The organism is Salinibacterium sp. G-O1, assembly GCF_030063305.1.
Taxonomy (GTDB): Bacteria; Actinomycetota; Actinomycetes; order Actinomycetales; family Microbacteriaceae; genus Rhodoglobus.
In genome coordinates this window covers 1062759-1078618 of sequence record NZ_JASISV010000001.1, presented here as the reverse complement: position 1 = coordinate 1078618, position 15860 = coordinate 1062759, and the positions used below count along the sequence as shown (strand labels likewise).

General features: G+C 64.4%; 15 protein-coding genes. 8 read left to right on the top strand and 7 right to left on the bottom strand.

Annotated features, from left to right (window positions below; genetic code table 11):
• Positions 1-3: 3 nt before the first annotated feature.
• A complete protein-coding gene (locus QMG83_RS05280; RefSeq protein WP_283504283.1) occupies positions 4-1413 on the bottom strand; it encodes an amidase in 1410 nt (469 codons plus the stop codon).
• A gap of 88 nt (positions 1414-1501) precedes the next feature.
• Here QMG83_RS05280 and QMG83_RS05275 point away from each other — a divergent pair, with 88 nt between their 5' ends.
• From QMG83_RS05275 to QMG83_RS05265, 3 genes are read left to right on the top strand one after another with little or no spacing between them, the layout of a single operon-like run.
• Entirely contained in the window at positions 1502-1858 is a 357-nt protein-coding gene (locus QMG83_RS05275) for a GntR family transcriptional regulator (RefSeq protein ID WP_283504282.1), read from the top strand.
• Positions 1855-2760: an ABC transporter ATP-binding protein gene (locus QMG83_RS05270; protein ID WP_283504281.1), complete on the top strand. Its 906-nt coding sequence runs from the start codon at positions 1855-1857 to the stop codon at positions 2758-2760. The genes QMG83_RS05275 and QMG83_RS05270 overlap by 4 nt, the downstream gene beginning before the upstream one ends.
• Positions 2757-3509: an ABC transporter permease gene (locus QMG83_RS05265; RefSeq protein ID WP_283504280.1), complete on the top strand. Its 753-nt coding sequence runs from the start codon at positions 2757-2759 to the stop codon at positions 3507-3509. The genes QMG83_RS05270 and QMG83_RS05265 overlap by 4 nt, the downstream gene beginning before the upstream one ends.
• 18 nt (positions 3510-3527) lie before the next feature.
• On the opposite strand, the gene QMG83_RS05260 is transcribed toward QMG83_RS05265, so the two are convergent.
• From QMG83_RS05260 to QMG83_RS05245, 4 genes are read right to left on the bottom strand one after another with little or no spacing between them, the layout of a single operon-like run.
• Positions 3528-4109: a GNAT family N-acetyltransferase gene (locus QMG83_RS05260; RefSeq protein WP_283504279.1), complete on the bottom strand. Its 582-nt coding sequence runs from the start codon at positions 4107-4109 to the stop codon at positions 3528-3530.
• A 9-nt stretch (positions 4110-4118) separates the two neighbouring features.
• Positions 4119-4796 (bottom strand): uracil-DNA glycosylase, encoded by a 678-nt coding sequence (locus QMG83_RS05255; protein ID WP_283504278.1) that lies wholly within the window; start codon positions 4794-4796, stop codon positions 4119-4121.
• Positions 4796-5287, bottom strand: a complete 492-nt coding sequence (locus QMG83_RS05250) for a phosphoribosyltransferase (RefSeq protein WP_283504277.1) — start codon at positions 5285-5287, stop codon at positions 4796-4798. Before QMG83_RS05250 ends, QMG83_RS05255 begins: the two co-directional genes overlap by 1 nt.
• A gap of 48 nt (positions 5288-5335) precedes the next feature.
• Positions 5336-6364 (bottom strand): LacI family DNA-binding transcriptional regulator, encoded by a 1029-nt coding sequence (locus QMG83_RS05245; protein ID WP_283504276.1) that lies wholly within the window; start codon positions 6362-6364, stop codon positions 5336-5338.
• A 194-nt stretch (positions 6365-6558) separates the two neighbouring features.
• Between QMG83_RS05245 and QMG83_RS05240 the strand changes: the two genes are divergently transcribed.
• Positions 6559-9153 carry an OmpL47-type beta-barrel domain-containing protein gene (locus QMG83_RS05240; protein WP_283504275.1) on the top strand — a complete coding sequence of 865 codons (2595 nt, stop codon included), beginning with the start codon at positions 6559-6561 and terminating at the stop codon, positions 9151-9153.
• Between the two features lie 96 nt (positions 9154-9249).
• A complete protein-coding gene (locus tag QMG83_RS05235; protein ID WP_283504274.1) occupies positions 9250-10743 on the top strand; it encodes an MFS transporter in 1494 nt (497 codons plus the stop codon).
• Here the strand turns inward: QMG83_RS05235 and QMG83_RS05230 are convergent.
• Complete coding sequence (locus tag QMG83_RS05230) at positions 10718-11527, bottom strand: SDR family NAD(P)-dependent oxidoreductase (RefSeq protein WP_283504273.1); 810 nt, start codon at positions 11525-11527, stop codon at positions 10718-10720. The two genes, QMG83_RS05235 and QMG83_RS05230, sit on opposite strands and share 26 nt — an antisense overlap.
• A gap of 32 nt (positions 11528-11559) precedes the next feature.
• Here QMG83_RS05230 and QMG83_RS05225 point away from each other — a divergent pair, with 32 nt between their 5' ends.
• Positions 11560-12633, top strand: coding sequence for an acyltransferase family protein (locus QMG83_RS05225; RefSeq protein WP_283504272.1), 1074 nt, complete (start codon positions 11560-11562; stop codon positions 12631-12633).
• A gap of 12 nt (positions 12634-12645) precedes the next feature.
• On the opposite strand, the gene QMG83_RS05220 is transcribed toward QMG83_RS05225, so the two are convergent.
• Positions 12646-14229, bottom strand: a complete 1584-nt coding sequence (locus QMG83_RS05220; protein WP_283504271.1) for an MFS transporter — start codon at positions 14227-14229, stop codon at positions 12646-12648.
• A 45-nt stretch (positions 14230-14274) separates the two neighbouring features.
• On the opposite strand from QMG83_RS05220, the gene QMG83_RS05215 reads away from it, so the two are divergent.
• Together QMG83_RS05215 and QMG83_RS05210 are read left to right on the top strand one after the other, a co-directional pair.
• On the top strand, positions 14275-14406 hold the full coding sequence (locus tag QMG83_RS05215) for a hypothetical protein (RefSeq protein ID WP_283504270.1): 132 nt from the start codon (positions 14275-14277) through the stop codon (positions 14404-14406).
• 120 nt (positions 14407-14526) lie between these two features.
• Positions 14527-15846, top strand: coding sequence for a bifunctional o-acetylhomoserine/o-acetylserine sulfhydrylase (locus tag QMG83_RS05210; RefSeq protein WP_283504269.1), 1320 nt, complete (start codon positions 14527-14529; stop codon positions 15844-15846).
• Positions 15847-15860: the final 14 nt, after the last annotated feature.

The following is a 15860-nucleotide window of genomic DNA, read 5'->3' as shown; positions in this document are numbered from 1 at the left end:
CGGTCACCACTGCGGAGGGTGCCTGTGCTGCCAGGAGCAGCGGCGCTCGAGCTGGGCTCCGATCGCCAGCAGCACGTCTTCGCGCCCCGGACGGCCGATGAGCTGCACCCCCATCGGCAGGCCCTCAGCCGTCATCGACAGGGGCAGGGTGATTGCGGGAAGACCGCTGACATTCACGAAACTCGTCCACGGCGTGTACTGCACCTGCTGGGCGAAGTTCAGCTCGGGGTCATCCTGGCTGTACCAGCCGACCGGGCGCGGGGTCATCGCAAGTGACGGGGTCAGGATCGCATCGTACGACGCGAACTGATGGATGACGCTGCGCTCGAACATCGCGAGCTGCTGCAGCGCGGTCGCCAGGTGACGCGCATCCAGCTCGCGCCCGCGGGCGACCAGCCAGCGCGTGAGCGGCTCGAGCAACTCGAGCTGTTCGCCCTCTGCGGGGATATTGGCGGCCCCCGCCTGCCAGATCGCGCGAAAGGCTGGAGCGTAGCTGGGGTCACTCTGCAACCGGATCTCCTCGAGACCGTGGCCGAGCGCATCCAGGTGTTTCGTCGCGAACTCGAGCGCCTCGGCAGCCTCCGGTGACACGGTGATGTCGTAGGCGTCATCCCAGGGCGAGGTGGTCATGACTCCGAGCTGGAATCTGCCCTCGCCTCGCACCGCGGCGTCTAACAGCGGGCCGCCGTCCCAACTGGGCGGGCCGACCGACCACGGGGATGGCCCCGAGATCGCATCGAGCAGCAGCGCAGCGTCGGCGACCGTGCGCGCCAGCGGGCCGGAGGCGACGAGCCCGCCCAGCGAGAGGAACCCTGACCCCGTCGGAACGCGTCCCCTGGACGGTTTCAACCCGACCAGCCCGGTCGCCGCTGCCGGAATGCGGATGGAGCCACCGCCGTCAGAGCCGGGGGCGACGGGAAGCAACCCGGCCGCCACGGCAACGCCCGCTCCCCCGCTGCTGCCTCCTGCGCCGAGCGTCACGTCCCACGGGGTGCGTGCGGGAGGCGCGACGAGCGATTCGGTGTAGGCGGGCAGCCCGAATTCGGGTGCGTTGGTCTTGCCGAGACTGATGCCGCCGGCCTCGTCCATGGCCACGACGATGTCGTCTGACTCTTCGGGCACGAAATCGTTCATGAGCCTGGAGCCGAACGTGGTGCGCACACCGGCTCGCTGCCAGAGGTCTTTGTCACCCAACGGCAGTCCCCACAGTGCGGCCGACTTCGGTACGTGCTGCTCGAGGTGACGAGCGCGCGAGAGTGCGGCATCCGGCGTCACTGTGGTGAAGGCGCCCAACTCGCTGTCGAGTCGCTCTATGCGTTCGAGGTAGTGGGTGGCGAGCTCGGTGGGCGTCACCTCACCGCGTCGAAGCCAGTCGAGCTGTTCCAGGGCGGTGAGGTGATGAAGTTCGAACACTTTCCGAGCCTAGGTCTTGACACGGCTGACGCAACATGGTTGGTTAGTCACTGAACCAACTAACCAACTCACCGGAAGGAGGGTCTCCTTGGACGAGTCTCGCCCGATCTTCACTCAGATTGCTGAACAGATCGAGAACGACATCATCACCGGCGTCATGGCCGAAGAAAGCCAGGTGCCATCCATCAATGAGATTGCGGTCTTCTATCGCATCAATCCGGCGACCGCCCTCAAGGGCGTGAACCTGCTCGTTGACGACGGTGCGATCTACAAGAAAAGAGGCATTGGCATGTTTGTCGCCAGCGGCGCCAGGGAGCGCCTCGTGCAACAACGACGAGAACAGTTCCCTGTGGATTTCATCCGCCCCCTCATCGCCGAAGCTATGAAACTCGGCATCACCGCAGACCAGCTCACCGCCATGCTCACGAAGGAAGGTACGCCATGACGACCATCATCGAGGTATCGAACCTCACCAAGAACTTCGGCAAGCTCGCGGCGGTCGACAACGTATCGTTCTCCATCGAAGAGAACACGATCTGTGGGTTGCTCGGTCGAAACGGCGCGGGCAAGACCACCCTGATGCAACTGCTCACGGGGCAGCAATTCGCCACCAGCGGCGACATCAACGTCTTCGGGCAGTCACCCGTCGAGAATGCCTCGGTGTTGCAGAACATCTCGTTCATCAAGGAGAGCCAGCGCTACCCGGAAGACTTCCGCGCCAAGCATGTCTTCAAGAGCGCGCCATGGTTCTTCGCGAACTGGGACGCCGACTTCGCTGAACGACTGATCGCTGACTTCCGGCTTCCCCTCGACCGAAAGATCAAGAAGCTCTCGCGCGGGCAGCTGTCGTCCATCGGCGTGATCGTCGGTCTCGCCTCGCGCGCGCCCCTCACCTTCTTCGATGAGCCATACCTCGGCCTCGACGCCGTGGCGAGACAGATCTTCTACGACCGCCTCCTCGAGGATTACGCCGAGCACCCCCGCACGATCGTGCTGTCCACCCATCTCATTGACGAGGTGGCGAACCTGCTCGAGCACGTGATCGTCATCGACGACGGCCAGATCATCATCGACGAAACCGCAGACGAGCTACGCGGCAGCGCTACAGCCGTTGTCGGCCCGAGCGGTGCCGTCGACGCGTTCATCGGCAACCGGGAAGTGCTCCATCGTGACGGGATCGGCGGGCTCGCCTCGGTCACGATCGCCGGTCTGACATCGACCGAGCGAGCGGATGCCGCGGCATCCGGCCTCGAATTGTCACCGGTGTCCCTGCAACAGCTCATCATCCGCCGAACCAACCTGACGGAGCTCGGCGGCAACGAGAAAGAAATCGAGGCAAGAGCATGACTACCACCACCGTCCACGCCCCTGCGACACCGATGCGGCGCATCCTGAACATCGTGCGCCTGCATCTCGCTAACCCCTGGACGACCATCATTCTGCCGTGGGTGATCCTCGGCATCATCTTCGCCGGAACCCTCGCGGTCTGGGCACTCATTCTGAGCGTTGCGAGCGACACTGCGGACGCGCGGGACGGGCTTCAGTATTCGGGGTCGAACTTCTTCATCTTCGTGTACATGCTCGTGGTGGCCGTGCAGGCCATCAGCATCACGTTCCCGTTCGCGCTCGGCTTCGGGGTGACCCGGCGCGACTTCTACCTGGGCAGTGCCCTGACGTTCGTGCTGCTGTCTGCCGCTTACAGCGTCGCTCTCACGATCCTCTCCCTGATCGAGGAGGCGACGAATGGCTGGGGCATCGGCGCCCAGATGTTCACCACCTTCTACTTCGGGGAAACCCCGGCAGAGCGGTTGCTCGTCTTCTTCCTCGCCTTCCTGTTTTTCTTCTTCGTGGGAGCAGCCGCTGCGTCGGTGTGGGTTCGGTGGAAGGCGACCGGGCTCGTGATGTTCTTCATCATCATCGGGCTCGGCCTGATCGGGCTTGTTGCTCTGATCTTCTTCGCTCAGGGTTGGCCAGCCGTCGGCGAATTCTTCGCGACAGCTGGCCTGGTTGGGTCGATGCTGTGGAGCCTGGTGATCACGGCGATCGCGGGGGTGACGGGATTCTTCCTCATGCGCAGGGCCACCCCGACCGCCTGACCGGCGGGCACCGCGACCCTACTTGCGCAGAGCGAGCCTCATGGTCACGGTGCCCAGCCAGCGGTCGAACTTGAAACCAACTCGGCCCATGTGGCCAACGACTCTGAAGCCGAGCTTCTCGTGCATAGCGATCGAGGCGTCGGCATTCTTGTCGGCGATCACGGCGATGATCTCCCTGACACCGGCCGCACGTGACCTGGCGATCAGCTCGGCCATCATTGCCTTGCCCAATCCCTTGCCCGCGGAGGCCGGCCCGAGATAGATGTGGTTCTCAACGCTGAACCGGTAGGCCGCCTTCGCCTTCCACGGGTAGACGTAGGCGAAACCGAGCAGTTGCCCGCCCGGACTGACCGCCACGATGAACGGGAACCCTCGCTGGGTCACATCCTCGAATTTTTTGCGGAGCACCGGAAAGGTCCAGGGCACATTGTCGAAGGTGATCGACGAGTTGAGCACGTAGTGGTTGTAGATCTCGCGAATGCTCGGCAAGTCACCGAGTTCGGCCGTCCGGAGCGTGAACGAAAATGGAGCCTCTCGCACCGGCGCCGGACGAAGGTGAGGGGGCAGCTGGCGACGCGGCTGGTATTCCTCTTCGAGCATGAATCGAGCCTACTCAGGAAGTGACCAGTCGACCGGGCTTGCGCCCTGGTCAGCCAGCAGTTCATTGGCGCGGCTGAATGGTCTCGAGCCGAAGAAGCCTTTTCGGGCAGACAGCGGACTGGGGTGCGCACTGACGATGGTGGGGGTCGATCCGAGCAGCGGGCTCAGGCTGGCGGCATCCCGTCCCCACAGAATCGCGACGAGCGGGCCCGGACGGTCAGCGAGGGCTCGGATCGCCGCCCCGGTCACGGCTTCCCACCCCTTGCCACGGTGCGATCCTGCCAACCCAGCCTGCACGGTCAACACCCTGTTCAACAGCATGACGCCTTTCGACGCCCATGCGCCGAGGTCACCGTGATCCGGGATTTTGACCCCCAGGTCTTCGTGCAGTTCGCGGTAGATGTTTTGCAGGCTGCGCGGCACCGGCCGCACGTTCCGATCGACCGAGAATGAGAGCCCGACAGCGTGCCCCGGCGTCGGATACGGATCCTGCCCGACGATCAGCACGCGAACGCCATCCAGTGGATAGCTGAAAGCCCGCAGGACGTTCTGATCTTCCGGCAGGTAGTCGCGCCCGGCAGCCGTCTCGGCCCGCAGGAAATCGCCCATCGCCGCGAACTGGTTCGAGACCGGCTTGAGCGCGCGAGTCCAGCTCGGGTCGATCCGACCGGCCAGCGGTTCCGGCATCAGGCTGCGGCTTCCTCCGGGGTGACCGGCGGCAATTCCGACCACGGAAAGTCAATCCAGCGATCCGTCTTGCGCCAGGTGTACGTGGGCTCGAGCACGGTGCCGGGCTTCGAGTACAGGCAGACGGTGCGAACCTCGGCTCCACCCAGCTCAAGCAGCTGCACGACCATCGCGAGCGTGCGGCCCGAATCGGAGACGTCGTCCACCAGAAGCACCTTCTTACCGACGATGGATGCCTCGTCCAGCAGCGGAGGCATCATCACGGGCTCGGGCAGCCGTGTGCCGACCCCGGTGTAGAACTCCGCGTTGACGGCACCACAGCTCTTGACCCCGAGCGCATACGCGACACTTCCGGCCAGCAGCAATCCACCGCGGGCGATCGCGACGACTACATCGGTCTCGAAACCGCTCAGAACCACCTTGGTTGCGAGCTCGCGCGATGCCGTTCCGAAGTCGTTCCAGGTCAGGATCTCGCGCGCGTCATCAGCCATGTCATAACGGTACCGGCACACGTGCACCCCGCCGCACGATCGGCCGGTCTACGCGGAGTCGCGCCAAATGATCGGGGTATCGAGATAGATCCCGCCCGGCTCCGGTCCGACCCCGTCCAGTTGGTTGAGAACCGACCGTGCCGCACTCGTGCCGAGCCCCGCGGCGGGCTGGTCCACCGTCGACAGTGGAGGGTCGCAGCGGGTCGCCCAGTCGCTGTTGTCGAATCCGACGATGCCCACGTCTTCCGGCACACGATATCCGGCCTCCCTGAGCACGTCGAGGGCACCCGCCGCGAGTGAATCGGAGGCGGCGAAGACCCCGTCGATGTTCGGCTCGCGCTGCAACAGCGCGCGCATTCCGCGAACCCCCTCCGAGTACGAATAGAGGTCGACCGCGCTCACGAGGGTGGGGTCGAAATCGTCACCGAGGGCCGCAGTGAACCCGGCGAGCCGGTCGGCGCCCGAGTCACGGTCGAGGGCGGCAGCGATCATCCCGACCCGCTTGCGGCCGGTGCCGATGAGGCGCAGCGTGATCGCCTCCGCCGCCTTGTGGTTGTCGATGCCGACGAACGACATGCCCTCAATATCCGGCGGATGCCCGACGAAGGCGGCGGGGAGCCCCAGCCGACGGATGACGGCGGTAAGGGGATCGTCACGTCGCGCTGAGATCACGATGACCCCGTCGACGACGCCCCCGCTGAGATAGCGCTCGATCGGAGCGGTGTCGCCCTCCGAATCGACCACGAGCATCGTCATGAGGTAGCCAGCCTTGGAGAGTTCCCGGTTTGCGCCCAGCAGGATGTCACCGATGTTGGGGTCCTCCACAAACATCGAGTGCGGTTCGTGCACAAGCAACCCGATGGCCTGAGAGCGCTGCATCACAAGACTTCTGGCTGCGAGGTTGGGGACATAGCCCGTCTTGATGATCGCGGCGTCGATTGCCTTACGGGCTTCGGCCGACACGTACCGGTCGCCGTTGATGGCCCTGCTGACCGTCCCGCGGGAGACGCCCGCCTCCGAGGCGACCTCGTGAACGGTTGCACGTTTGCGTCGTGGGGTCGGCGAAGGCACGCACATACTGTACCGCTCAGATGGTTGACATCCCCGAAGAGCGATCCATAGTCTGTGAACGTGCACGGACGGCACGTATTTTTTTGGCGTCGTCTGTGCACGTGCACAGACTCCTCAGCCACGACCGCATCATCGTGCATCGTGAGCCACACGCCGAGTGCGCATTCCCCGTAGGTCCTCCTCACAACGAAGTTGGAGAAATGACAAGACAATCGACCATTCGGAGGGCCGTCGCCGCAGCCCTCGTGACGGTGCTCGCGAGCGCCGGCCTGGTAGTGGGAGTGGCCCCCGCCGCTGCCGCTGAGAATTCCGTGTCCATAGATCTCGAGGGATCGTGGCAATTCACCCTGGGTGACGACCCCACCTACGCTGACCCGGCCTTCGATGACAGCGGCTGGTCCAGCATCCAGGTTCCCGGCGACGGAAGCCCGTTCGTCAGCTACGACGGATTTGCCTGGTACCGCTTGACCTTCGATCTGCCCGCACAAGCCGAGGGCACCAACCTCGTCGCTTCGCTGGGGTTCCTCGACGACGTCGATGAGGCCTACCTCAACGGTGTGCTCATCGGCAGTTCGGGAGTCATGCCCCCCAATGCGAAGAGCCAGTGGTTCGAGAAGCGCCTCTACCCGGTGCCGGCAGCCGCACCCGTCTTCGGCGGTGAGAACACTCTCGCCGTGCGGCTGTATGACATGAGCGGTGGAGGCGGTTGGTACAAGGGCCCCGTCGGCATCTTCTCCAAAGATGCAGTGCGCGAGAACGTGTACGGCATCGTGGGCGACCCGGCAAGCTCCGCCCAGGTTGACGCTGTGACTGCCCTGCTCGCGGCCCAGAAGGCCGCACTTGCTGCCGGTGACGTGGATGCCTACCTGTCCACCCTCGGCGCCGACTACAACCACGACGGACGCGACAAGGATCGTCGAGAGCGCGAACTGCGGTCGTGGGTGGAGCAATCCGGAACACTCAACCTTCAGGACTCCGAGGTCGAAGTTGTCGTGAACTCGACGGGCCTCGTGGTCGACACGAACCGCACGATTTCCGGCACGAAGGACGGCGTACCGTACCTGTTCCAGCCGAAGACCCAGCAGTTCCTTGTCGTCGATCCATCCACAAACCTCGAGCTGGGCAACCACTCGCGGTTCTTCGGCGACTTCGTCAACTCCTCTTTGGAAGGCAAGCGACGCAGCTACCAGGTGTACCTGCCTCCGTCGTACTACTCAGAACCGACCCGCACCTACCCCACGGTGTACCTGCTGCACGGTGTCAACGGCGGAAGCAAGGAGTGGGAACCGCGCGACTTCGGCACGAAGCTCGACGAGCTGTACACGACCGGCGGTCTCGCCGAATCCATCGTGATCATGCCCGACGGTGAGTCCCTCTGGTACTCAGACACTTCGAGCGACCCGTGGCGCAGCATGTTCCTGCAGGAGATGATGCCGCAGGTCGATTCCGAGTACCGCACGATCGACGACGCGAACTTCCGCGCTCTCAGTGGCGTGTCGATGGGCGGATTCGGTGCCTTCTCGATCGGATTCGGCAACCCGGACAAGTTCACCTCGATCGCAACACACATCGGTTCGCTCAGCTACACGCCGTACGGCCTGACGCCCATTGCGCAAGCGACGGCCATGACCGCGGAGCAGCTGAATCACTACAGCCTGTACTTCGACGCGTGCGAGTTCGACGAATATCGTTTCGACGACGCAGCACGCTCGATGGACGCCGTGCTGACGGGGAAGTCAGTCGCTCACACCTGGGAGGTGTACCCGGAAGGCAACCACAGTGACGCGTGCTGGCTGCCGAAGATCTCCCGGTCATTCGGGCTGCACTCGGATCACTTCAGGGCTGAGGGTCTCGTTGAAGACGCCGTGGCGCCGACCGTGACGCTGGCCGTCACACCGGCAGCAAACGTCAACGGCTGGGTCACCACGAACGCCACGGTTACCGCGACGATCGCCGACGAGACCGATTCAGCACCGCGGGCGGAGTACCGCATCGGCTCGGCGGCCTGGTCTGCGTACACGGCACCGATCGCGATCGACACCGACGGCAAATTCACCGTTGAGGTCAGGGCGACGGATGCCGCGGGCAATGTCGGCCAGGCCAGCGCTTCGGTCAACCGCGACTCCACGGCACCGGCTGTGACCGCGTCCCTGACGGCGCGCACGCTCAGCCTCACCGGGACCGACGCGCTCTCGGGGGTCGATCGGGTCGAGTACTCGCTCGGGGACGGCGACTTCGTGGCGTACACGGAGCCGCTGGTCTTCTCCTCGGATGCCGCCTCGGTGCGTTTCCGCGCGGTCGACCTTGCGGGCAACATCAGCAAGACCGGATCATTCGAGGTGCCCAAGGGCGCCCCGTCCACTCCCCCGGTTGCCGCTGGCGAATCGAGCCTAACCCCGGAGACGGAGGGGCTCATCTCGGTGAGCGACTCGACTCTCACACCGGGCCAGTCGTTCACCATCACCATGGCCCGCGACCACGCAGGTGATTACGTCGCCGCGTTCGTTTACTCCGCACCGGTGAGCCTTGGCGGATGGCAGCTCGTGGCGTCCAACGGCACCATCTCGGCCACCCTCCCGGCGAACATCGCGGCGGGAACGCACCGAGTGGCCGTGCAGGACAGCGCCGGCGTGGTCATCGGCTGGGTCGCGATCACGGTTGCGGCTGATGGCTCTGTCACCGATCCATCGCTCGCCTACACGGGCGGCGTGGTCGCGCCGGTGCTCGCCCTCGGCTCGATTCTGCTGCTCCTGGGCGCCGCCCTCGTGCTGACGAGACGACGCCGCACGGCCTGATAGCCGAGCTCACGAGGTCGACCCTGCCGAACGCCACCGTCGTGGCTTCGGCAGGGTCGACCTTTTCCTTCACCGATGAGGCACTACGATCCGTTCATGAGTATTCTTCCGGGGAAGTCCGCGCTGCGAGGCAAGGCTGGCGCCATCACCTTCGGGTTGATCGGCTATCTCTTCCTCGTCGAAATCGTCAGCGGGGTGCTGCAGGGGTATTACGTGCCTCTCATCACCGATCTGGTGACCTACCTCGGCATCAAAGACGCAGACTTCAACTGGTTCGAGGCAGCGCAGCTGCTGCTCTCGGCCCTCGTCGTACCCATCCTCGCCAAACTCGGCGACATGTACGGCCACAAGAAAATCCTGCTCATCTCGACGGTGCTGACGGCCCTGGCGAGCTGGGGACTGGTGTTCGCCGACAACTTTGTGACGTTCCTCATCGCCTGGGCGCTTCAGGGCTTCTATGTTGTGTGGCTTCCCCTGGAGGTGGCGCTGATCTTCGACAGGGGGCGTCGCACCGGCAAGGGGGCGTCACAGACCCGCAAGGCTGCAGGATTCCTCGTGGTCGCCCTCGAGGCCGGGGCCATCATCGGCGCGCTTCTGGGCGGCAGGGTGTTCGGGTGGACCGGCGAGAACGTGCCTGTCACCCTCATGATCCCGGCGATTGCGGTCACCCTGGTGTTCTTCGTCATCCTGTTCGGCGTGCCGGAGTCAACCCCGCTGCCGGGGCGTTCCCTCGATTTCGTGGGGTTCAGCATCCTGACTATTGGCCTGCTGTTGATCACTTCGGGGCTGACCTTCCTCAGGTTGAACGGGCTCGAAGCATGGTGGGTATACCTGCTCATCGCCGCGGGAATCGCCACGTTCATCCCGTTCACCCGCTACGAGCTGAAGCAGAAAGACCCGGCTATCGACCTTCGGGTGCTGGCCCAGCCGAACATGTGGCCGGTGCAGCTCACCGCCTTCCTGATCGGCATCAGCCTGCTGGGGGCACAGGCTCCGCTGAGCGCATACGCGGGCACGGATCCGTCGAACGGATACGGCCTGGGTCTCGACTCCACCGACCGATCCACCCTGATCGGCGTGTATCTGATCTCCATGATCGGCGGGGCACTGCTCTTCCCGCTGGTATCCCGCTTACGCTCCCCCAGGTTCGCGCTGATCATCGCGGCGTTCTTCGTGGCGGCCGGATACCTGCTGTTCATCCCGTTCCACCTGGAGACGTATCAGGTCTTCATCAACATGTTCATCGCCGGGATCGGTTCTGGCGCTCTCGTCGGGGCCATGCCGGCCGCGGCCGCAGCCGCCGCCCCACCAGGGCAGACCGGCATTGCCGCCGCGCTCACCAATACGACGAAGACCATCGGCGGTTCGTTCGCCTCGGCCATCTTCGGGATCGTGCTCGCGATGGGCGCCGTCACCGTGATCGGAAGCACCGCATCAAGCCTGATGGGCTACATGACGGTGTGGGCGATCTGCGGCGTTGGCGCGCTGGTTGCGGCCGTGCTGCTGTTTCTGGTGCCGAAGCTCGCGTTCGCCGACATCGACGACGCCCTCGAGCCGGGCGAGGTCACCGGGGCTTCAGCTCTCCCCTGATCACCTTGTGCGGCGCGGCCTGGGCAACGGGCTTGATCGTGACGAGGTCGAGGTTCACATAGAACGGCAGTTCGAGCATGTGCACCATTGCCACGGCGATGTCCTCTGCGTACAGCGGGTTCGGAACGTTGTCGTAGACGGCATCGGCCTTCGCCTGGTCGCCTCCGAAGCGAACAAGAGAGAACTCGTCGGTGTGCACCATGCCCGGCGCGATTTCGGTGACCCGGATCGGTTCCCCCGCCAGTTCGAGCCTCAAGATGGCGACCATGGATGCGACCGCGTGCTTGGCTGCGACGTAGCCTCCGCCACCCTCGTAGGCGAGGTGACCGGCGATCGAGGTGACGGTGAGGATGTCGGCACTCGCGCCCGGCACCACGGCGGCCCGCAGCAGCGGCAACAGCGCGCTCGTGACCCTCTTGACCCCGACCACGTTCACATCGAACATGCGGATCCAGTCGTCCGCGTCGCTCGACTCGACACTCTCGAGCCCCAGCGCGCCGCCCGCGTTGTTGACCAGGGCGTGGATCGGCCCGAGCGCCGCGAGAAAGTCGCGCAGGGCATCCACATCGCTCTGGACTGTGACGTCGGCGACGAAGACATCTGCGCCGGTTTCGGCGGCGAGCGCCTCAAGCCGGTCGGCACGCCTGGCGACGCCGACGACGTCCCAGCCGTGCTTGCGAAGCAGGCGGACGGTGGCTGCGCCGATGCCGGAACTCGCCCCGGTGACGACGGCACGTCTGGTCGTGGTGGATTCGGGCGCGGCAGAATCGGTCACAGAAGTCATGGAATAAAAGTAGCGCGGCTACTGTGGGTTGGGTGACGACCTCAGCCCCCGTGATCCCTGCTTCCACAACGAAGAAGCGCGTGCCGATGTGGGACAACGCCCGGTTTCTCGCGGTAACCCTCGTGGTCGTCGGTCACAGCATCCAGCGGCTCACCGGCGCCTCCGACAGCGCCTACGTCGTCTACCTACTCATCTACTCGTTCCACATGCCGGCATTTGCCGTGATCAGCGGCTATTTTTCAAAGCCCGGGCCACCCAACGCCTCCCAGATGAAGAGGGTGCTCACCGACATCCTGCTGCCGTATTTCATCATGGAAGCGATCTGGACCGTGGTGCAGTTCGTTGTCACGGGGAGTCAGGACTTTAACCCGACGAAAGCCAGCTGGACCCTGTGGTTCCTGCTCGCGCTGGCCATCTTCCGGCTCGTTCTGCCCTACCTCGCGCTCGTCCGATTTCCGCTCCTGCTGTCGGTGGTTCTCTCCATCGGCGTTGGGTACTTCAGCAACGTGGACAGTACCTTTTCGCTGTCGCGCGCCATCGGCATCCTCCCCTTCTTCGTGCTCGGGTGGCAGCTGAAGGGGTGGGGCTTCATCGATCGATGGAACGACGCGACCGCGCGCGCGAGCCTGTGGATCCGCGGCGGTGCCGTGCTCGTGTTCGGAGTGTGGATCGCGGTGATCGTCCTGAACGTCAAAGAGTTCAAGGCGATCTCGCTCCATCACTGGTTCTTCTATGACGACTCATATTCCGGGATGGACGCAACCGTGTGGTGGGCGGGCGCAGTGAGGCTCGGGGGGATTGTGCTGACCACCATTCTCATCGCCGCTTTCATCGTGCTGATCCCGCGCCGCAACACCGCCATCACCGCGTGGGGCCAGGCGACGATGTACATCTACCTGCTGCACACGTTTGTGTTGTATCCCCTTCGCCAGTCTGACCTGCTCAAGGGTGACGACCCACCGGCGCTCCTGCTTCCCGGGATGATCCTCGCGGGGATCGTGATCGCGCTCGTCCTCGGCACCCCCATCGTGCGGAGGATCTTCCGGCCGCTGGTCGAGCCGCGGGCCGCGTGGCTATTTGTCGACAAAGAGGGCCTCAAGTCCTGACCCGGTCGCGGGCTAGTGCAGCTGCACTCGTTTTGGCAGCGTGAACACCAGAGCGAGGGCGGCGACTGCGAACATGGCGCTGACGAACATGGCGACGGTCGCGCCCTCCATGAAATGCGCCTCCAGGACGATCTTCGAGATCGCCTCCCCGGCGAGCTCGGGGCTGGCGTAGGTGCCAGCTTCCAGGGCTGCCGCGACCTTCTGCTTGATCTCTCCGCCAACGCCTGCCAGATCGGTGACCCCGAAGAGCACACTCGACACCACTGCGATTCCGATGGCGCTGCCGATCCGCTGCATCGTGCCGATTACACCGCTGGCGGCACCCGCCTCCGAGGTGTCGACAGTGGCCACAATGAACCGGTTGTTCGGCGCGATGAAGAAGCCGCTGCCGAGGCCGGCGACCGCCAACGGACCGAGCAGCGTCCAGCTTGTGAGGTCGCTGCCCGGCACAGTCAGAAGGATGAGCCACAGCGAGACAAGGCCAGCAAGCACCATGGATGCGCCGAGCACGAGCACTCCCCTGCCAAGCATCACGGCCACGCGGTCACTCTGCGAGGCTCCGACGATGCTTCCGATCGCGAACGGGATCGACACGAGCCCCGACTCGAGCGCGGTGTGACCGAGGCCCGCCTGCCACAGCAGCGAAATCGTGAAGAAAATGCTGGTGAAGGCCGCGAAGTAGACGAGCGCGAGAATCGTGCCCCCGGTGAACGCGGCGTGCGAGTAAAGGTGGGGTGGCACCAGTGGCGACCTCCCGCGAGAGGCCAATCGCCTCTCCCACAGCGCGAACAGGAAGAGAAGCATTAGTCCGCCACCGATGGAGAGGTACGTCCAGAGCGGCCAACCCTCCTCCTGGCCCTGGATCAGCGGCACGAGGATGGCCACGAGCGAGCCGGCGAGCAGCAGCAGTCCGAACAGGTCCATCGTCGTTTTCAGACCCGGCGCAAGTTTCGGCAGCACGATCGCTGCGGCGATGAGCCCTCCGACGCCGATCGGCAGATTCACGAAGAAGATGTAGCGCCACCCGCTCTGTTCCCCGAAGGCCTCGATGAGCAGACCGCCGACGACAGGGCCGAGCGCGGAGGAAACCCCCAACACTGCGCCAAGAATCGCGAAGGCCTTTCCTCGCTTCATTGGAGGGAACAGCAGTTGGATGAATGCCGTCACCGGGGGAAAGAAGATTCCGCCACCGATGCCCTGCAGCACCCTCGCAACGATGAGCTGTGTCGAGTCCTGGGCGACGCCCGCGAAGACACTCGCGGCCGTGAAGAGCGCGAGTCCGGCGATGAAGACCCACTTGTGGCCAATCCGGTCGCCGACGCGGCCGGCCGGGATGAGCACGAGACCGAAAGCGAGGGCATAGCCGGAGATGATCCAGGCCAGCGTTGCCTCGTCTGCATTGATGCTGTCGCGGATCGACGGCAGAGCGACATTCACGATGGTGGTGTCGAGCAGCGACATGAACAGGCCCACCAGCAGCACGGCGAGCGATGCCCACGTGCGCTTGTCGCTGACTCCCTTTGGCGCTGTCCAGATCGGTCGGCCGGCGGGGGCGCCAGCGACCTCGGGTGCGTCAATGGGTGCGGAATCGTTCATGGCTTTTCGCTCTTCCTGCTGCTGTGGTCGTCAATGATTGCGGACATGCATCGCGACCCCGGCCGGGGCGATGCCATGGATCTGTCGTTCGGGATAGTTACCGTCGCGCTCAGTTCGGCGATGTGCTCATCCTCGGCGCACAGCACCGAACTACTCTCGCACGACTACTCGCTCTGAACCCGTTCCCTTCGTTACGTCGTGTTTCACCGACTGTTGCCGCACGGGATTCCCGAACGTAAGCTCCTTCCACGATGCAGGATCACGATCCTGCGCCCCGTGCAGTTCGAAGGAGACCCGATGAGTGACTGGAAGTTCGAGACAAAGCAGATCCATTCCGGGGCGAAGCCCGACCCGACCACGAACGCTCGCGCGACGCCGATCTACAAGACGACGTCATACGTCTTCAACAGCACCGAGCATGCACAGAACCTCTTCGCGCTGGCGGAGTTCGGCAACATCTACACGCGACTGATGAACCCGACCACCGACGTTCTCGAGCAGCGGGTCGCAGCACTCGAGGGCGGTACGGCAGCCCTCGCCGTGGCATCCGGATCATCGGCGATCACCTACGCCGTGCTCAACATCGCGGGCGCTGGCGACCACATCGTGTCGTCATCCTCGATCTACGGCGGAACCTACAACCTGTTCAAGTACACCCTCAGCAAGCTGGGCATCGAGGTCACCTTCGTTGAAGATCAGGATGACGCCGCCGAGTGGGCGGCCGCCGTTCGGCCGAACACGAAGCTGTTCTTTGCCGAGACCATCGGTAACCCGAAAATCAACATCCTCGACATCGAGAGTGTTGCCGCGGTGGCTCACGAGAACGACCTCCCGCTCATCGTCGACAACACGATCGCGACGCCATACCTGATTCGCCCGTTCGAATTCGGGGCAGACATCGTCGTGCACTCGGCGACGAAGTTCCTCGGCGGGCACGGAACCGTCATCGCGGGCGTCATCGTCGACGGCGGCAGGTTCCCGTGGGCGGCAAACGCTGACAAGTTCCCCGGACTGACCGAGCCTGACCCGAGCTACCACGGGGCCAGCTACACCACGGTTCTCGGTGACGCGATCGCCTTCGTCATCAAAGCGCGCGTCACCATTTTGCGCGACACCGGCGCTGCGCTCTCCCCCGACAGCTCGTTCGCCATCATTCAGGGCATCGAAACCCTCAGCCTTCGCATCGAGCGCCACGTACAGAACGCTCAGCACATCGCCGAATGGCTCGAGAATCACGACGACGTCGCATCGGTCAACTACTCGGGGCTGCCGTCGAGCCCCTGGTACGCCGCCGCCAACAAGTACGCGCCCCAGGGCGTCGGCGCTGTCGTCTCGTTCGAGCTCAAGGGCGGGGTCAATGCCGGCCGCGCCGTCGTTGAGAATGTCGAGCTATTCAGCCACCTCGCCAACATCGGCGACGTGCGCAGCCTGATCATCCACCCGGCCTCGACGACCCACTCGCAGCTCACCCCCGAGCAGCAGCTCACGACGGGCGTGACCCCCGGTCTCATCCGTCTGTCAGTGGGAATCGAGAATATCGAAGACCTGAAGGCCGACCTCCAGCTCGGGTTCGATGCAGCCCGCAGCATCACGGCGGCAGCGAGCACTTCCGCCTAGATCCGCCACAGAGA